Consider the following 18,082-nt stretch of genomic DNA (forward strand, 5'->3'; position numbering starts at 1 on the left):
GCCGCGCGGCAATGATGGGATAAGCGCGCCACCGTTTCCCCGAGGGCGCGGGGGCATTGTCGCAGCCTGCGGCCACTTGGCAAGCGCGGGTGACGCGTGTCGCCCGGGGTTGTGTATGCTCGGAGCGTGGAAACCCTCTCACCCGCCGAGATCGTCGAACAGATCGCCGAGTTGCGACGCGCGCACCGTGCGTTGGACGACGAGATCCAGCGCATGCCCGCGAATTTGGAAGACGAGCTGCAGATGAAGCGCCTGAAGAAGCGCAAATTGCAGATCAAGGACTGCATTATCCGGCTGGAAATGGAGCTGGTGCCCGACGAGCCCGCTTGAGGCGTTGGGTGCTTGGCCTGGACCTGGACCTTCGTTGCGAGGGCAGGTGCGCTTGGGTCTGTGCTCCGGTGTCAGGTGTCCGGTGATCCTTTACAGGCGCTGGTCTGGCGTGAACTAGGCTGATCGACTTTGTCGCAGTGGTGAAGCAGCACGCGGGGGTGGACGCACCGTGTCGCGCAGGCCGCGCCCTCACCCCAACCCCTCTCCCGCAAGCGTGAGAGGGGCGTCACAGCAGCGATCGGCGGACTGCCTTCCCCCGGCTGAGGGAGAAGGTGCCCCGCAGGGGCGGATGAGAGGACGGGCGCGATTCGAATCGGCTTACAGATTTGAATTCGTCTACGGACATGGGGGCCGATTTCGGTCCTGCTGCTGTACCTTCTGCGGCCCTGCCCCTGCCCTGTTCCGGATTCGAGTGCAGATGCTTTGGGTGTGGATTCGGATTCGAGTACAAGAGCGAGTGCGGCGTCGGCCGTGGGCGCCACAGATTCCTACCTTGGCCGCGTTGCTCCACTCTGGCCGCAGTTGCTCTACTTCGGCCGGACACGGACTGCTCCGATCGCGACCAGCCTCGAACCTCCTGACACCCTTTTTGCTAAGCCGCGCGTGTTAGCCGGCACGCAACAGGATCTTGCCGCGGCGGCCTGGCTCGTCGCTTGCGGCCGCTGCCTTGGCCGCATCTTTCAAGTCGAACACCGCTTCCAACGGCAAGGCCAGGCTGCCATCGACGGCGGCCTTCAACAGCTCGCCGATCATGCGGCGCTTGTCCTCTGATTTTGTGGCCTGCATCACCTTGCTACCCCAGAAACCGCGCACCGTGGCCTGCTTGAAGATCACATCGCCGCTGGAGATCTGCAGCGGCTCGCCGGTCATCGACCCGAACGACACCAGCTCGCCGCCCTCGGCCAGCAGCCCCATCAAGTCGCCGGCGGCACTGCCGGCGACCGAATCGATGGCGCGGATAATCGGCGCATCGCCGGCCAGCGCGCGCACTTTGTCCTGCCAGCCGTCCTGCGCAGTGGAAACAGCATTGCCGATGCCCAACGCCTTGAGTTCGTCCACGCCCGCATCGCGGCGGACCAGGTTGATCACGTTGATGCCGCGTGCGGCGGCAAGCATGGCCACGGTCTTGCCGACGGCGCCGTTGGCGGTGTTCTGCACGATCCAGTCGCCTTTTTCCACGCGCATGAATTCGATCAGCATCAGGGCGCTCAAGGGCATGGCGATCAACTGGCAACCGCGGTCATCGTCCAGTGCGTCGGGCAGCGGGACCACGCCGGCTGCATCGGCCAGGAAATACTCCGCCCAGCTTTCGTGGACACCGGCCGCGACAACGCGCTGCCCGGTCTGCAGGCCTTCCACGCCCTCACCCAGGGCATCGATGACGCCGGCGCCTTCGCTGCCACCGATCGCCGGCAGCTCCGGCGTGTAGCCGTAGTTGCCGCGCACGGTCCACAGGTCGTGGTTGTGGATGGGCGAGCGGCGCATGGCGATACGCACCTGTCCCTTGCCTGGCTGCGGCACGGGCCGTTCGCCGAGTTCAAGCACCTTGGCGGGATCGCCGAATTGGGTATGGATGGCTGCGCGCATGGAATCTCCTGCCAAGCGCATTTGCATTGGGAGGCGCTCGATCACTATGAAAGGTGATCCGATGCTATCGGCACGCGCGCAAGCGGCCGATGAAACGGACGCAACTGTTGTGTGAAACCTTGCCGTGCTGCGAATCGATGTGTGGTGAGGGCGATGTGCTGCATGGCTGCGTGGTTGCCTGCAGCCGTACCCTCATCCGGCGCTGTGCGCCACCTTCTCCCGATGGGAGAAGGAGTCATCGGGTCGTGGGATAGGGCGCGACTCGATGTGTGGTGAGGGGCGATGTACTGCATGGCTGCACGGTTACCTGCAGCCGCACCCTCATCCGGCGCTATGCGCCACCTTCTCCCGGTGGGAGAAGGAGTCATCGAGTCGTTGGATAGGGTGCGAATCGATGTGTAGTGAGGGGTGATGCGCTGCATGGCTGCGTGGTTGCCTGCAGCCGCACCCTCATCCGGCGCTGCGCGCCACCTTCTCCCGGTGGGAGAAGGGATCACCGGGTCGTTGCTACAGGCGGGGTACCTCAATGCCGCGCTGGTGTTTCTCTACGCCGCGCGTGTGTTGTGTCTCTGCCGCGCTGTCCCGCTTCAGCGGCAACACCGCGTTCGATTTGCTGCGGCCGCACTGCGGCGCGCGATGTCGCACCGTTTCCAACTCGACCGAACTGGAACAATCGGTCAGCGCCAAGCAATGCCGCGCGCTTCGCCACGTGCGCGGCTCTTGCCGCCAAGACCGCCCCCTCACTCCGGCGGCAACACCGCATCCGGTTTCACCGCTGCCGGGCTGACGCGTTCGATGGTGTGGCGCAGTTCGCGGCCGAGGATGAACTTGGCATCCTTGGCCCATGCGTCCAGCCGCTCATCGAACAGCAGCTTGCTGTTCTCGTCTGGCCAGACCAGGCGCAGCTCGCGCAGTTTCTGGATGAAGCTGCGGAACAGGGTCTTGTCGAAGAACTCCGGCGCGGCAGGTGCGTACAACAGGCTCAAACGCTGCGCCGCCTGTTGGCACAGGCTTTCCAGTTCGCCGGCGCCGAGCACGCCGGGGCCGTTCTTGACCAGCACCGAAATGGCGATGTAATAGCGCTCGAATGCCTGTTGCAGCGAGTGGCCAATCGCGCGCAGGCGGAACACTTCATCGGTCTGCCCGGTGTTGCGGGTCAGGATGCCGCCGTCGTCTTCGGTGACATTGAGCAGCAGGCCTTCGCGTACGAACATGTCGATGGTCTGTTCGATACGTTCGGCAAAGCGGTCTTCGCTCCATGGCAGGAACAGCTCGGCCTGCAGGAACGGGTACACCGTGCGACCCAGCCGGATTAGGCCGGCGCGGCTCATGCGGCGGTTGTTCTGGAAGCAGCACGCCACCCACGACGATGCGGTGAACAAATGCAGCACGTTGTTGCGGAAGTAGCTCAGCAGCACCGCGGTATCGCCGCTGACGCTGAGCACATCGCCCAGCGGGTGCGACACGCGCGTGAGCACGTTGATCTCTTCGGCGTGGGTGATGATGCGTGCCGGGGTATGCGGAGTCACGGTGACGCGGTCCGAGTACGGCATTTCCGCCAGCAGCTTCTTGCACAACTCGATCTGCGCGATCAGATCGGCCTCGCCCATCGCGTGCTTGGGCGTGGACAGCAGCGCCAGCGCCAGCAGGTTGATCGGGTTGACGTCGGCCGCGCAGTTGATGCGGGTCTGGATCTGCGTGGACAAGGTGTCCACCGCCGGTGCCAGCCAGCTGGGTTTGGCATCTTCCGGCAGCGGCTCGCCATCCCAATCCGGGGCGTGCTTGGCCAGCACGTCGTTGAGCGCGATCGGCTCGCCGAAGTTCACCACCACCTGGCCGTAGTTCTGCTTGAGCACCTTGGGGATCGACCACAGCAGGCCCCAGATGGATTCCTTTTCCTTCGGCCGGCCGGTGAGCTCGTCGAGATAGCTGTTGCCTTCCATCAGCTTCTCGTAGCCGATGTAGACCGGCTGGAACAGCACCGGCTTGCGCGGCTGACGCAGGTAGGCACGCAGCGTCATCGCGATCATGCCGCCCTTGGGCTGCAGCAGGCGTCCGGTGCGCGAGCGCCCGCCTTCGACGAAGTATTCGATCGAATAGCCGCCGGCCACCAGCTGCGCGACGTATTCGCTCAGCACCGCCGAATACAGCGCATTGCCGCGGATGCTGCGGCGGATGAAGAACGCGCCGCCCTTGCGCAGCAGCGTGCCCACCACCGGCAGATTGAGGTTGATGCCGGCCACGATGTGCGGCGGCACGATGCCGCGTTCGTACAGCAGATAGCTCAGCAGCAGGTAATCCATGTGGCTGCGGTGGCTGGGCACGTACACCACTTCGTGTCCGGGCGCGGCCTGCTTGAGCTTGTCCAGGTGATGCACCAGCACGCCAGCGTAGATGCGATTCCACACATGGGTGAGCAGGAAGCTGGCCGAACGCACCACCGGGCTGGAATAGTCGGCGGCGATCTCCCACGCATAGGCATGCGCCTTGCGCCAGGCATCGACCGGCTTGGAGTTGTCGCGCTTGGCCTGGGTGGCGATGGCTTCGCGTACCGAGTCGGCGGCCAGCACCTGGTCCACCAGAAGACGGCGGGTGGACAGATCCGGCCCGATCACCGCCTCGCGGATCCGCCGGAAATGCGTCCGCAGCACGCGCTGCAACTTGCGCAGGGTGCGCTCGGGCGGCAGGCCTTCGGCCATGGTCTGGCGCAGCGAGATCGGCGGCGCGAAACGCACGATGGTGGTGCGACCATTGAGCAGCACCGCCAGCAGGCGACGGAAGCGTCCGACCAGCGCCCAGTTTTCCGAGAACAGCACCGCAAACCAGCCGCTCTGCTTGTCCGGCGCGCGCCCGACGAAGATCGACACCGGCACCAGATGCACGTCCAGATCGGCGCGCACGCGGTGCGCCTGCAGCAACTTGGCCAGCGAGTCGGAATGGGTCTTGCCGCCGCGTTGTTCGGGGATCAGCGAATTGCTGCTGCTGCGCCGCGACAGCGCCAGGTAGGCGCGCTTGCGCTCCAGCGGGTCGCCCGGCAGCGGCACCAGTGGCGATGGCAGGCCAGCCTCGCGGCAGGCCTTGTCCAGGATCAGGGCGCTGGACAGGCCGTAGTCTTCCAGGACATAGACCACTGGCTTGCCGTCGTCATAGCGCCCGGGTTGTTCGGGTTCGATGGTCAGGCTCAGCCACGGGTCGGCCAGTCGACCGAGCAAGCGCGCCCACCACGGGCGTTTGGCCTGACGTGCGGTGGCCAGCAGCGGCGCTGCCGGCGCCGCTGCCTCCGGCGTCACGGCGGCGGACAACGGCAACGCAGCCGCGCTCGCGCCGGGGTCGGCGACCGAGGTGGTCGGGGCAGGCTGGCCGTCCGGAAACGGCAGGGGGTTCTGTTCTGGCATCGCGGTCATTATCGCCCAGCCGGGCGTTGCCCGGCGTCCGTGGCCGGTGGCGGCGGTGCCCGCGCCGTGTCGGGGGCTGCCGCAGCATCGGGTAGGGGCGGAGCCGGCAGGGCGTCGAGCAGCGCCTGTATCTCGTTCTGGGTCTGTTGCTGGTACCAGTGCCCATCGCGCTTGATCAGCGCCACGGTCAGGTCGATGGCGTGCGCCGCCAGCGGATAGCGCAGCCGCACCTGGGCGCTATCGCCGTCCTGCTTGATCAAGCCGGTGCGCAGCGCGTCCAGACTGGTGTCGATCGACAGGTCGTAGCGCTCCAGCACCTTCTTGCACGCGGCCCAGAACGGCCCCAGCCGGCGCAGGCTTTCTTCCATGCCCAGCCGTTGCAGATCGGCATCGGAGGTGATGCCGGTGGCGCGGGCCGCGGCCACCAGGTCGGCGATGCTGGCCTTGGCGCGCGGGCGATCGGCCAGCGGCGCGGTGGTCGCCCAGGCGCTCAGCGCGTCGACCAATTGCACGTAATGGGCGCGCTGCTCGGGCTGGTAATCGCTGCGGCTGCGCAGGTACTGCACTCCGAACTGGCCCAGCGACTGCGCCGCCTGGGCGATGCCGCGCGACTGCCCGGCCAGCTGCGCGTCGAAGGCCTGCTGCAGGCGGCGCTCGGCATCGGGTGCCGACAACGACCCCAGCAGCGCACCGACTTCGTTGGGCAGCGGCAACTCGGTCAGCGGCCAGCGGCTGGCACCGCTGCGCCAGGCCGCTTCCAGCTGGGTGTATTGCGCAGGCGTCACCCGGATCCGCGCATAGGCGACCAGATCGTTGCGCCGCAGCGGCAGGGTCATCGACTGCATCGCGGCGGCCGGCTCGGCGGTGGCACCGGGCAAGGGGGCGGCGGTGTCGTTGCGCTGGCAGCCGCCAATGCACAGCGCAGCCAGCAGCACCCACGCGATGGACTGACACCGGCCGGCGCGGACGGTAAATGGCGACATGCGCACGATGTTCCCCTGATCGATCGGCGCATCTTGCTGTCTGAATGCACTGGCGGCAAGGCGCGGCACGACCGTGCGCCACGGTATGGTTCTAAGATGTTACTTTTTCGTAGTTCCCGCGCGATGTCAGCCGGTGTCCGACATTGGCTGCTGTTGTCTTATTCGGACAACTTTGTCCACCAATCAGGTCGCAACCCTTGTCCCAGCGATGTTTGACCCAATGGTGCGGCGCATCATGTAAGCGCTTGCAGTTCCTGCTAGCGTGCGCGCCATCTCGCTTCGAGGTCGCCATCGGATGGGGCCGATGACATTTATGCGCCTGTGCGACACGAACGTTCTGCGCCAGCAGACCGTGCGCCCTGTGCTGGCGTGCGGTCGCCACCGCCTTGTTTTGGAGAAAGCGCCATGAGTCGGCCCCGTTCGGAAGGCGGCAGCGTCACCATCAAGGATGTGGCGCGCGAGGCGCAGGTGTCGGTGGCCACGGTGTCGCGCACCATGAACGGGCATCAGCACGTGGCCGAGTCGGTCCGCGAGCGCGTGCTGCAGGTGGCGCGGGCGCTGAATTACATCCCCCACCACGCTGCGCGCAGCCTGAGCAGCCGTCGCACCCACACCATCGGGGTGGTGTTGCCGGACCTGCATGGCGAGTTCTTTTCCGAATTGATCCGCGGCATCGACCAGGTGGCGCGCGACCAGGGCTACCACTTGTTGGTGTCCAGTTCGCACGGCGACCCGCAAGCGCAGCGGCGCGCCCTCGAACGCCTGCCCGGGCGCGTGGATGGCGTGGTGGTGATGTCGCCGTCGCTAGGCGATTCGGGCGTGCACGAAGACGCCTTGCCCGGCGGCCTGCCGGCGGTGCTGCTCAACTGCGCCGGCCGCGCCAGCCAGCGCCCGGTGCTCAATGTCGACAACTACGGCGGCGCGCGGGTGATGACGCGCCATCTGCGCGACAGCGGCCATCGCCGCATTGCCTTCATCGCCGGCCCGGCCGACAACTTCGACGCGCACGAGCGCCTGCGCGGCTATCGCGACGAGTTGGCGCTGGATGCCGATGCGCAGCCGTGGGTACTGCCGGGCAACTTCGATGAAGAATCCGGCTACCGCGCGGGCCAGACGCTGGCACAGGACGCGCGCCCGGACGCGGTGTTCGCTGCCAACGACATGATGGCACTGGGCTGCCTGTTCGCGCTCGGCCATGCCGGGTTGAAGGTGCCGCAGGACATCGCGCTGGCCGGCTTCGACGATGTGCCGATGGCGCGTTACGTGCTGCCGGCGCTGACCACCATGCGGGTGGATATCGCCGGGCTGGGCGCGCGTGCGCTGCGCTTGCTGCTGGGCCAGCAGTTGGTGGATGCACCCGCGCCGCCATCCGATGCCGCGCCGCCGGCGTTTTCGGAAATGGTGCCTGAGCTGATCGTGCGTGCGTCCAGCGCGCCACGCGCCTCGCCTGGCGGCTGACACCATGCGCCACATCGCATCTTCACGAATTCTTTGCAGTTTCTTATGCTTTTTATAACGCCTGTCGTTTGTTTGTTGCCGTTCTGCTGTCTTTGAAACAACGCACTACCCGCGCCACGCCGACCACTTTGCCGGTACGCGCCTGACCCCTGGGAGGGGGAAAGTCATGAAGAGCTACCGCACCGTGTCCACCCTGCCGGCACGCAGCCTGTTGTGCTGCGCCCTCGCCGCTTCGCTGTTGTCCGCCGCTCCGGCGATGGCCCAGTCCAGCAATGCCACATTGCGCGGACAGGTCGCCACGTCCCAGGCGGGCACCACCGTGACCGCGACCAACGTCGCCAGCGGCGCAGTGCGACGGGTGACCACCGGTGCGGACGGCACCTATGCGCTGGTCGGCCTGCCGCCGGGCACCTACAAAGTGGATGCCGGCCCGGGTACCGAAAAGACCGTGACCTTGTCGGTAGCCTCGTCGGTCAGCCTGGATCTGGGCGGCGGCGATGCGACGGCCACGGCGCCGGCCGGCACCGCCACCACGCTGGACGCGGTGCAGGTCACCGCCACCACGCTGCAGGAGGTCAAGACCTCCGAGGTGGGCACCAACATCTCGTTGAAGCAGATCAACACGGTGCCGCAGCTGACGCGTAACTTCCTGGAATTTGCCGACACCGTGCCGGGCATGCAGTTCGAGACCGATGCCAACGGCAACAGCCGCATCCGCGGCGGTGCGCAGGCCAGTTCGGCGGTCAACGTCTATATCGATGGCGTGGGCCAGAAGAGCTATCTGTTCGGCGGCGTCTCCGGCCAGCAGCAGAGCGCGGGCAACCCGTTCCCGCAGTTGGCGATCGGCGAGTACAAGGTCATCACCTCCAACTACAAGGCCGAGTTCGATCAGGTCGGGTCGGCGGCGATCGTGGCGTCCACCAAGTCCGGCGGTAACGAATTCCACGGCGAAATCTTCGGGCGCACCACCAATACCGATTTCCGCGCCCGCCAGGCCGACGAGCGCGCCGGCGCGCCCAATGCCGACGGCGAGAAGCGCAAGACCCACCAGGACGAGTACGGCATGGCCTTCAGCGGGCCGATCGTCAAGGACAAGGCGCACTTCTTCTTCAGCTACGAGGGCAAGGGGTTTGAAGTCTCGGCCAACCCGGTCGCGGTGCCGGATGCCTTCAGCGCACTGAGCGACGATTTGCCGGCCGGCGTGCAGAGCCGCCTGGGCTCGGTCACCCGTCCGTTCAAGGAAGATCTGTACTTCGGCAAGATCGATTGGGACATCGGCGACAACGACCGCCTGGAGCTCACCGCCAAGGTGCGCGACGAAGAAAGCCGCGACAGCGTGGGTGACCAGAACACCGCCATCGCCGCCAAGACCAATCTCAATTCCGAAGAACGCTACGACCTGCGCTGGCAGCATTTCGGCGAGAACTACGTCAACGAAGCGCGGGTGTCGTATGAAGACGTGCTGTTCAACCCCACCGCCTACACCATCGGCAGCCAGACCGTGTACACGCGCGGCACTGCCGAAGACGATGTGCTGCTCAACGACGATGCCACCAGCGGCCTGGCGATCCAGCGCAAGGGACAAAAAGGCCCCAGCTTCCAGAACGACCTGACCTTCAATAACATCGAGTGGCACGGCAGCCACGTCATCAAGATGGGCGTGAAGTACAAGGAAGTGGAGTTGACCCAGAGCGAAAATTCCGCGGCCAACCCGTCGTTCTACTACGCGGTGACCGATGGCGCAGGCACTGCGTCCATTCCCTACCAGGTGCGCTTCAATCTGCCGTTTGCCGGCGCCGCGCCGTCGGTGACCACCACCAGCAAACAGCTGGGCCTGTACCTGCAGGACGATTGGGACGTCAACGACAAGTTGCAGTTGAACATCGGCGTGCGCTGGGATGGCGAAAAGATTCCGTCCTACCTCGACAACGTGACCCCGCCGGAAGTGATCGCCGCATTGAACGGCCCCGGCACCAACCCGGCGGTCAGCGCCACCTATGCCGAACAACTGGCCAAGGGGGGCGTGAACATCAACGACTACATCAGCAACGGCCGTAATCGCAAACAGGACAACAACAATTTCGCGCCGCGTCTGGGCTTTTCCTACGACTTCCGTGGCGACGAATCGCTGGTGCTGTTCGGCGGCGCCGGGCGCAGCTACGACCGCAATCTGTTCGACATCATGGGTTTGGAGCAGGTCAAGTCGGCGCTGTCGCAGTACACCGTCCGCTTTGTCGAATCCTCCGATTGCACCCCGGCGGCCGGCACCTGCACCAATTTCAATCCATCCTTTGTCAGCAACCCGGATAGCCTGGGCGGCCTGGTCAATGCACGTGTGCGCAACGGCGAGATCGACCTGCTCAACAACGATCTGAAAACGCCGTATTCGGACCAGTATTCGCTCGGCCTGCGCACCCGTGTGGGCGAGTGGAGCAACTCGGCCACGGTGTCGTACATCCACAGCAAGGACGGTTTGATCCTGACCTTGGGCAACCGCTATCCCAATGGCGATTTCTTCCAGGCCGGCAACCAGGCCTTCGGGGAGACAGCGGCCGGCTTCGGCAACCTGATCATCGGCAACAACGGTGTCGAAACCAAGACCGCGCAGCTGCTGCTGTCGACCGACAAGGCCTACACCAAGGAAAGCGGCTGGGGCCTGACCGCTGCCTACACGTTCTCGCACGCACGCGGTAACCGCGGCAACGACGATCAGTACGGCTTCGATGCGGCGACGATCGCCAACTACCCGTTCCTGGATCTGAACTCGGTACCGCGCCACCGGCTGGTGCTCACCGGCATCTACGATCTGTTCTGGGGCATCAGCGCTTCGGCCAAGCTGACCCTGGCCACGGTGGCGCCGCGCAACGAGGCGGTGTCGTTCGATCAGTACGGCGGCCCGACATCGGACAACATCCGCATCGTGTCGGTGGATGCACCGGGCGGCAAGTTCCTGGCCGGCGGCGACATCTTCGGCACGCGTCAGTTGGATCTGTCGTTGTCCAAGGACATGCATGTCACCGATGCACTCACCGTGCAGGTACGTGGCGATCTGATCAATGCGCTGAACTTCCGCAACTACGACCAGTACGCCATCGACTGGGGCAATGCCGGCGTGTATAGCCCGCGCGTGAGCATCAACCAGTACGGCGCGATCTCCACCCCGCCCCGTACCTTGTTCATGAGCGCCCGCATCATCTGGTAAGCCGGCCCGGCGGTCTGCACCACCGACTGGTGCAGATCGCAGGTGTCGCACGCTTCTGTTTTCCCGCGCACGGAGATCGCGCCGTTCTGGACTGGTAACGCTTACTGGTTCGGTGCGGCGCATGCCGCGACGCATGCCGTATAGCGCACTGACTGCGCGCTGCGCCCCCGCAACGTGTGCGCCTTTGCCGCTTTTGTTTGCAGTTGCTGTTGTTTGTTGCGTTGCCCGTTGTCCCGTATCACTCACATCAAAGTACCAACCTCGACGCGCCAGTCACTCCACTGGTTCGCGCTTTACCCCTGGGAGGGGGAAAGTCATGAAGAAGCACCGCACCGTCTCCACCTTGCCGGCACGCAGCCTGTTGTGCTGCGCCCTGGCCGCCTCGTTGTTCGCCACCACCCCGGCCATGGCCCAGTCCAGCAACGCCACGTTGCGCGGCCAGGTCGCCTCCGCGCAGAGCGGCAGCGAAGTCGTCGTCACCAATATCGCCACCGGCTCGGTGCGTCGTGCGCCGGTCAATGCGAACGGCAACTACACCATCGTCGGGTTGCAGCCGGGTACCTACAAGGTCGAGTCCAACGGCGTCAGCCGCACGGTGACCTTGTCGGTGGCCTCCAGCGCCACTGTCGATCTGGGCACCGAGACGGCTGCACCGGCCGGCGATGCGACCACGCTGGAGACGGTGACGGTCAGCGCGCCAATGATTCGCGACGTCAAGACGTCCGAGGTGGGGAACACGGTGTCGCTGCGCCAGATTCAGCAGTTGCCGCAAGCCACGCGCAACTTCCTGGAGTTTGCAGACACAGTGCCAGGCATGGTGTTCACCATAGACCAGGATGGCAATACCAAACTGCGCGGCGGCGCGTCCAATGCCAGTTCCAGCAATCTGTATATCGATGGCGTGAGCCAGAAGAGCTACGTTTCCGGCGGCGGCATTGCCGGTCAGGACGAGACGCAGGGCAATCCGTTCCCGCAACTCGCCATCGGCGAGTACAAGGTGATCACCTCCAACTACAAAGCCGAATACGGCCAGATCAGTGGCGCAGCCATCACTGCGGCTACCAAGTCCGGCACCAACGAGTTCCATGGCGAGGCGTTCTATCGCTTCACCAACCAAGATCTGCGCGAGAAACGCCCCGACGAGGAAAACGGCAAAGTCGATTCGCAGACTAAGGAATACGGCTTTGCGATCGGCGGCCCGCTGATCCAGGACCGCATGCATTTCTTCTTTGCCTACGAAGGTAAGGACAACGTGGCGCCCAAGAGCGTGCAGCCAAGTGCGGAGGCATCCCCGTTCATCGGCCTGCTGCCGTCCAATCTTCGCGATCAGTACGGCGCGTCCAACATGCCGTTCACCGAAGACCTGTACTTCGGCAAGATCGACTTCGAACCGACCGATAACGATCGCATCGAGCTAGCAACGCAATACCGCGACGAAACCCAGGTCAGTAACGTCGGCGGTCAGAACGCGCCCGACCGCGCGGTGGACAAGATCAACAAGGACAAGCGCACCAGTCTGCGCTGGCAGCATAGTGCCGACAGCTGGTTCAACGAAGCCATCCTCACCACCGAGGATTCGCGCAACGTGCCAACCCCGCGCGGCACCGGCAACGGGTCCATCTACACCTACATCGACCGTACCGAGGCAGATCCGCGCCAATGGGTGTTTCTCAATACCGGGGCTGCCAGCGGCGAGGACTTCAAACTACGTAGCCAGAAAGGCTGGTCGTTCCAGAACGATCTGACCTTCAATGCGCTGCAGTGGCATGGCGAGCACACCATCAAGACCGGTGTGACCTATCGCGACATCAAGCTGACATCGCGCGAGTCCAGTTCGCTCAACCCGCAGTTCAGCTATGAAGTCGGCCAGAATGGCATCGCACCGGTGCCGTTCCAGGTGCGCTATATCCGCGCGTTCGACAATCCCGGCCAGTTGCCGGTGGTGGAGTCGCCGTCCAAGCAGTACGGCATCTACCTGCAGGACGATTGGGCGGTAAACGACAAGCTGATGCTCAACATCGGCGTACGTTACGACTACGAAGACACACCTGCGTACACCGACTTCGTGACGTCGCAGCCGTTTGTGGACGCGTTGTATTCGGACGATCCGGCCAACCCGGGTCAGCCCTGGGCCAACCGCCTGCTGCCCAGCGGCATCAACGTGGCCGACTACATCAGCACCGGCAACAACCGCAAGAACTTCAAGGACGCCTGGGCGCCGCGCTTCGGCTTCTCGTATGACTTCTTCGGCGACGAGAGCGCGGTACTGCATGGCGGTGCCGGTCGCTCGTACGATCGTAACCTGTTCGAGCAGCTCGCACTGGAATCGGTCAAGGCAGCGTTGTCGCCGGTGGTGGTCTACTTCAGTGATGCGGCCAGCGGGCAGCCCTGCTTCCGCGACGACCGCGCCTGTGCGCCCTGGAATCCAGCGTTTCTCACTGGCATCGATCAACTCAACGCGATCCCGGGTACCAGCGACAGCTCCGAGCTTTTCATGTTCAAGAACAAGCTCAAGACGCCGTACAGTGATCAGTACAGCATCGGTATCAGCAACCAGGTGGGCGACTGGCTGACCGATGTCACCTTCCAACGCGTGCTGGCTTACGACGGCCTGGTGATGAGCCTGGTCAACCGCTACCCGAACGGTGCGTATTTCGACGCCAATGGCAGCGTGCCGTGGGGCGAGCCGGTACCGGGTTACCGCAACACCATCCTGGGCTACAACGGTCTTGAGCAACGCAGCAGCCAGGTGTTGCTGTCGGCCGAGAAGCCTTACACCAAGGAATCGGGCTGGGGCTTGAACCTGTCCTACACCCACACCAGCGCGCGCCAGAACCGCACCATCGACGAGCCCTTCGCGTTCGACAAGGCCACCATCCGCGATTATCCGTTCGTGAAGTCCGGTGCCGTGTCGGCACATCGCTTCGTCGCATCCGGCTCCATCGATGGCCCGTGGGGCGTGACCTTCGGTGCCAAACTCGTGCTGGCAACGCCAGAGCCCATCAACACGATCGCCTGCTACGGCTTCACCGACCCCGATGGTGGTACCTGCCAGGCAGTAGGCGTTACCCCGCCAGGCAATGGCAAGTTCCTGCTCGGTGGCAAGATCTGGGGCTACCGCACCGTGGACCTGCAGGCCAACAAGGAGTTCACGGTAGTGGGCGACTTTAAGCTCAACGCACGCATCAACGTGCTCAACGCCTTCAACTTCAAAAACTTCACCCAGTATCAGTACAACAGCTTCGGCAGCGATGGTCGCCTGCAGCCTGATATCACCGTGGTCGACAACGGCGAAATCAGCTACGTGCCACGCAGTATCGTGCTGGAAGTTGGCGCAAAGTTCTGATGCAGCCCAACGCCATATGCCTGCGCTGTGCTGGCATATGATCCGAACGGGGCCAACTGGCCCCGTTCGCTTGTTGGCGGTTTCCACTTTCGTACAGGCTCGAACGCAACATGATCCCCGCTCTACTTCGCAACATCGTCATCGTCGGTGGCGGCACCGCCGGCTGGATGGCGGCCGCCGCCTTCGCGCGCGTGCTTGGCCCCACCTTCAACGTGCAGCTGATCGAGTCCGAACAGCTCGGCACCGTGGGTGTCGGCGAGGCCACCGTGCCGCATATCAAGGCCTTCAATAACCTGCTCGGCATCGATGAGGCCGAGTTCGTGCGCCAGACCCAGGGCAGCTTCAAACTGGGGATTGAATTCGTCGACTGGCAACGCCCGGGCAGCGCGTATATCCATGGTTTCGGCACTCAGATCGGCCACCCGCTCGGGCTGCTGCCATTCCATCAATACTGGATCAGGCAACAGCTGCGCGGCAAAGCGCAGCCGTTGGGTGCGTACACGCTCAATACCGTGGCCGCGGCGCGCGGCAAGTTCATGACCTCGGCCGGCGATGTGCCGGCCACCTCGCCGCTGGCCAACATCGCCTACGCGTATCACTTCGATGCCGCGCTCTACGCGCGCTTCTTGCGCGGGTTTGCCGAAGCGCGCGGTGTGCGCCGCATCGAAGGCATGGTGGAGCGGGTGCAACTGCATCCCGAGTCGGGCCATGTGGTGTCGTTGCAGCTGGCGTCCGGCCAGGTCATTGCCGGCGACCTGTTTATCGATTGCTCGGGCTTTCGCGGCCTGTTGATCGAAGACGCGTTGCACACCGGCTACCACGACTTCACCCACTGGCTGCCGTGCGACCGCGCCCTGGCCGTGCCCTGCGAAAAGATCGGCCCGCCCACGCCGTACACGCGCTGCACCGCGCGCGCGGCCGGCTGGCAATGGCGTATCCCGCTGCAGCACCGCACCGGCAACGGCTATGTGTATTCCAGCGCGCACATCAGCGACGACGAAGCCGCCGCCAGCTTGCTCGCCAACCTGGATGGCGCGCCCTTGGGCGACCCGCGCCCGCTGCGCTTCACCACCGGCCGGCGCAAGCAGTGCTGGAACCGCAATGTGGTCGCGCTGGGCCTGGCCAGTGGTTTTCTGGAACCACTGGAATCGACCAGCATCCATCTGATCCAGTCCGGTATTTCCAAGTTGCTGGAGCTGTTCCCGCGGCAAGGCATCAGCCCGGTGCTGGTGCAGCGCTACAACGACCGGCTGGCGTTCGAGTTCGACCGCATCCGCGATTTCCTGCTGCTGCACTACCACGCCACCGAGCGCGACGACAGCGCGTTCTGGCGGCACTGCCGGACCATGCCGATCACCCCCGAGCTGCAGGCCACGCTGGACCTGTTCCGCGACAGCGGGCGGTTCTATCGCAATGCCGAAGAGATGTTCGCCGAGATCAGCTGGGTGCAGGTGATGGTGGGCCAGGGCATCCTGCCAACCGGCTACCACCCGCTGGTGGACCAGGTGCCGGACACCGACGCCGAAGGCTTCCTGGCCAGCGTGGCGCAGACCATCAGCCACTGCGTGGACGTCATGCCGACCCACCAGCAGTTCATCGACCGCTATTGCAAGGCGGCGCCGGTGCGGTGAGCGCCCGCCGGTGCAGCGATCGGTAGCGGGCGAGCGCCTCACGACCTTGGCGAGGCAGTGCCGGAGTGGCGTGCGATCGTGCCGAAGACGCCGCCCCCAGCACGGTGCGCAGTCGGGTGGCAGCGGCGCATCTGCGCCGGGCGACGGCCAAAAAAAAAGGATCGGGCACAAGGCCCGATCCCTTCGAAAACCGGGACAAACCCGGTGGACAATGAGTGGCACAGCTTCCGACTGACATCGGACGCGGCATGCTAACCAGACTTTAACGTTAAAGCAACACTTTAATTCTATCGGGTTAACTTGTTGATTTTGTTGGTAGCATATGCGCTGGCGTACGGCACGCGTGTTGTCATTCCCGGTGCTGTCCGACCGCTACGCGGATTTCGGCCTGGATGGCGGCCGCCGCCGCTGCCGGGTCGGCGGCCAGGCGGATCGGCCGGCCGACGACAATCGCATCGGCGCCATCGGTGAAGGCCTGCGCCACGCCCACGGTGCGCTGCTGGTCGTCGCCGACCGGGCCGCCGGGACGGATGCCGGGGCAGACGATCGAAAAGGCCGGGCCGGTGGCGCGGCGGATCGGGCCGGCTTCCTGGCCGGAAGCGATCACGCCGTCGATGCCGGCGGCCTGGGCGGCCAGCGCGCGCTCCACCACCACGTCCACCGGTTCGCGGTCGATGCCCATCGCGGCCAGGTCCGGACGCCCCATCGAGGTCAGCACGGTCACTGCCAGCAGGCGCATGTCGCCCTGGTTGGCCTCGGCGGCGGCCTGCAGCATGCCGGCGTGCCAACCGTGCACGGTGCAATAGCTCACCGGCCATTGCGATAGCCGGCGGATGGTGCCGGCCACGGTGGCGGGGATGTCGAAGAACTTCAGGTCGACGAACACGCGCTTGTTGCGCTTGGCCAAGGCATCGAGCACGTGGAAGTACTCGCCCGACGCCAGCAGCTCCATGCCGATCTTGTAGAACGCCACAGAGTCGCCCAACCGGTCGACCCAGGCGATCGCCTCGTCATGGCTGGGCACGTCCAACGCGAAGATCAGCCGCTCGTGCGCGGCCAGCGGCAAGGGGGGGCGGCTCATCGTGCAAGCTCCAGTGCGGCGCGCTTGGCGTCGTGGCGGGTCTGCCAGGGTTGGGAATAATCGTTGTTGAACTGCGCCGGCTCCCAGCCGCCATAGCTGGGATTGGGCAGCATCCACCAGCGCTCGCCGAACCAGTCGTGGTACTGCTGCAGCAACGCGCCGCGCGCCTGGCTGGTGTTGGCGGTCACCTGTACGAAGTCGCCCAGCTGGTCGCCGAACTGCATCAGCACGCGGTAGGTCTGCCCAGCCAATTGGCGGCGGCAGTTCTTCTCGCTGCCGTTCTGCTCGCAGCCTTGCATCACCGTGCCCAGGCCGAGGAACACGCTGTCGTCGGCCACCGGCAGGCCGGCGCTGCGCAGATTGGCCAGGGTGGCGTCCTTGAGGTGCACGGCGCGGTTGGAGATGTAGATCAGGGTGATGCCGCGGGCGTTGGCGGCCTTGGCGAAATCCACTACGCCGGGGATCGGCTTGGCCTTCTTCTCGGCCACCCACTGGTCCCAGCTCAATTCGTCGTACTCCTTGCCATCGCGCAGCAGGCGCGCCTGGTAGGGCGAGTTGTCCAGCACGGTCTCGTCCACGTCCAGCACCACCGCCGGCTTCAGGCCGGTAGCGGCATTGCCGCGTTCTTCCGGCACCAGCGCATCCCAATTGGGCTGCTTGAGCGCGGCATCGAGCTTGTCCGCCGCAGCGCGGTAGGTCTGCTCGGCCACCGCACGGTATTCCTCCGAGCGCTGCATCCACAGCACCGCGTTGAGGTTGTCGTCGCCGGCTGGGGCGGTGCTGGCAGTGGGCGTGGAGGCCTGTTTCGCCGCAGCGGCACTGGCTGCCGCGTTGGCCGACACGGCAGCGGCTTGCGCACGCTCGCCCATCTCCTCTTGGCCGGGCTTGCAGGCGCTCAAGGCCAGCGCAGTGCAGGCGAGCAAGGACAACGGTGCGTAAAGCGAGGGGCGCATGGCATCCACCAGAACAGGAGCGGTAATGAAGAGCGCAATTTTAGCGGGTTCGCGCCGCACCGCTCGCCGCTGCCGAAGGCGCTGCATTCGAGAGCCGCAAAGGCACACCGCCGCTG

The 18,082-nt window shown here is 65.0% G+C and carries 10 protein-coding genes; 5 read left to right on the plus strand and 5 right to left on the minus strand.

The window, feature by feature from the left end; translation table 11 throughout:
* The first annotated feature begins 126 nt into the window (after nucleotides 1–126).
* A complete protein-coding gene (locus tag ACCQ06_RS22490; protein WP_046964822.1) occupies nucleotides 127–330 on the plus strand; it encodes a YdcH family protein in 204 nt (67 codons plus the stop codon).
* Between the two features lie 606 nt (nucleotides 331–936).
* On the opposite strand, the gene ACCQ06_RS22495 is transcribed toward ACCQ06_RS22490, so the two are convergent.
* From ACCQ06_RS22495 to ACCQ06_RS22505, 3 genes are all read right to left on the minus strand, one after another.
* On the minus strand, nucleotides 937–1,917 hold the full coding sequence (locus tag ACCQ06_RS22495) for a zinc-binding dehydrogenase (RefSeq protein WP_316689537.1): 981 nt from the start codon (nucleotides 1,915–1,917) through the stop codon (nucleotides 937–939).
* 740 nt (nucleotides 1,918–2,657) lie between these two features.
* Nucleotides 2,658–5,321, minus strand: a complete 2,664-nt coding sequence (plsB, locus tag ACCQ06_RS22500; RefSeq protein ID WP_316689539.1) for a glycerol-3-phosphate 1-O-acyltransferase PlsB — start codon at nucleotides 5,319–5,321, stop codon at nucleotides 2,658–2,660.
* Nucleotides 5,321–6,295, minus strand: a complete 975-nt coding sequence (locus ACCQ06_RS22505; protein ID WP_104617001.1) for a hypothetical protein — start codon at nucleotides 6,293–6,295, stop codon at nucleotides 5,321–5,323. Before ACCQ06_RS22505 ends, plsB begins: the two co-directional genes overlap by 1 nt.
* Nucleotides 6,296–6,700: 405 nt before the next feature.
* On the opposite strand from ACCQ06_RS22505, the gene ACCQ06_RS22510 reads away from it, so the two are divergent.
* The 4 genes from ACCQ06_RS22510 (at nucleotide 6,701) to ACCQ06_RS22525 (ending at nucleotide 15,932) form a co-directional block, all read left to right on the plus strand.
* Entirely contained in the window at nucleotides 6,701–7,753 is a 1,053-nt protein-coding gene (locus tag ACCQ06_RS22510; RefSeq protein WP_316689542.1) for a LacI family DNA-binding transcriptional regulator, read from the plus strand.
* Nucleotides 7,754–7,919: 166 nt separating this feature from the next.
* Entirely contained in the window at nucleotides 7,920–10,955 is a 3,036-nt protein-coding gene (locus tag ACCQ06_RS22515; RefSeq protein ID WP_316689544.1) for a TonB-dependent receptor, read from the plus strand.
* Nucleotides 10,956–11,271: 316 nt separating this feature from the next.
* Nucleotides 11,272–14,301, plus strand: a complete 3,030-nt coding sequence (locus ACCQ06_RS22520; RefSeq protein ID WP_372364667.1) for a TonB-dependent receptor — start codon at nucleotides 11,272–11,274, stop codon at nucleotides 14,299–14,301.
* A 110-nt stretch (nucleotides 14,302–14,411) separates the two neighbouring features.
* Nucleotides 14,412–15,932: a tryptophan halogenase family protein gene (locus ACCQ06_RS22525; protein ID WP_316689547.1), complete on the plus strand. Its 1,521-nt coding sequence runs from the start codon at nucleotides 14,412–14,414 to the stop codon at nucleotides 15,930–15,932.
* Nucleotides 15,933–16,281: 349 nt separating this feature from the next.
* Here ACCQ06_RS22525 and pyrF read toward each other — a convergent pair whose 3' ends face one another.
* Together pyrF and ACCQ06_RS22535 are read right to left on the minus strand one after the other, a co-directional pair.
* Nucleotides 16,282–17,013 carry an orotidine-5'-phosphate decarboxylase gene (gene pyrF, locus ACCQ06_RS22530; RefSeq protein ID WP_055854653.1) on the minus strand — a complete coding sequence of 244 codons (732 nt, stop codon included), beginning with the start codon at nucleotides 17,011–17,013 and terminating at the stop codon, nucleotides 16,282–16,284.
* A complete protein-coding gene (locus tag ACCQ06_RS22535; protein WP_316689550.1) occupies nucleotides 17,010–17,975 on the minus strand; it encodes a 5'-nucleotidase, lipoprotein e(P4) family in 966 nt (321 codons plus the stop codon). Before ACCQ06_RS22535 ends, pyrF begins: the two co-directional genes overlap by 4 nt.
* Nucleotides 17,976–18,082 lie beyond the last annotated feature (107 nt).

This window comes from Xanthomonas sp. NCPPB 4467, from assembly GCF_041475665.2.
Taxonomy (GTDB): domain Bacteria; phylum Pseudomonadota; class Gammaproteobacteria; order Xanthomonadales; family Xanthomonadaceae; genus Xanthomonas; species Xanthomonas dyei.

What these genes read in the sequence shown, in the direction of transcription:
- ACCQ06_RS22495 (WP_316689537.1), bottom strand. Translation starts at nt 1,917, where the DNA reads ATGCGCGCAGCCATCCATACCCAATTCGGCGATCCCGCCAAGGTGCTT.
- plsB (WP_316689539.1), bottom strand. Translation starts at nt 5,321, where the DNA reads ATGACCGCGATGCCAGAACAGAACCCCCTGCCGTTTCCGGACGGCCAG.
- ACCQ06_RS22505 (WP_104617001.1), bottom strand. Translation starts at nt 6,295, where the DNA reads ATGTCGCCATTTACCGTCCGCGCCGGCCGGTGTCAGTCCATCGCGTGG.
- ACCQ06_RS22510 (WP_316689542.1), top strand. Translation starts at nt 6,701, where the DNA reads ATGAGTCGGCCCCGTTCGGAAGGCGGCAGCGTCACCATCAAGGATGTG.
- ACCQ06_RS22515 (WP_316689544.1), top strand. Translation starts at nt 7,920, where the DNA reads ATGAAGAGCTACCGCACCGTGTCCACCCTGCCGGCACGCAGCCTGTTG.
- ACCQ06_RS22520 (WP_372364667.1), top strand. Translation starts at nt 11,272, where the DNA reads ATGAAGAAGCACCGCACCGTCTCCACCTTGCCGGCACGCAGCCTGTTG.
- ACCQ06_RS22525 (WP_316689547.1), top strand. Translation starts at nt 14,412, where the DNA reads ATGATCCCCGCTCTACTTCGCAACATCGTCATCGTCGGTGGCGGCACC.
- pyrF (WP_055854653.1), bottom strand. Translation starts at nt 17,013, where the DNA reads ATGAGCCGCCCCCCCTTGCCGCTGGCCGCGCACGAGCGGCTGATCTTC.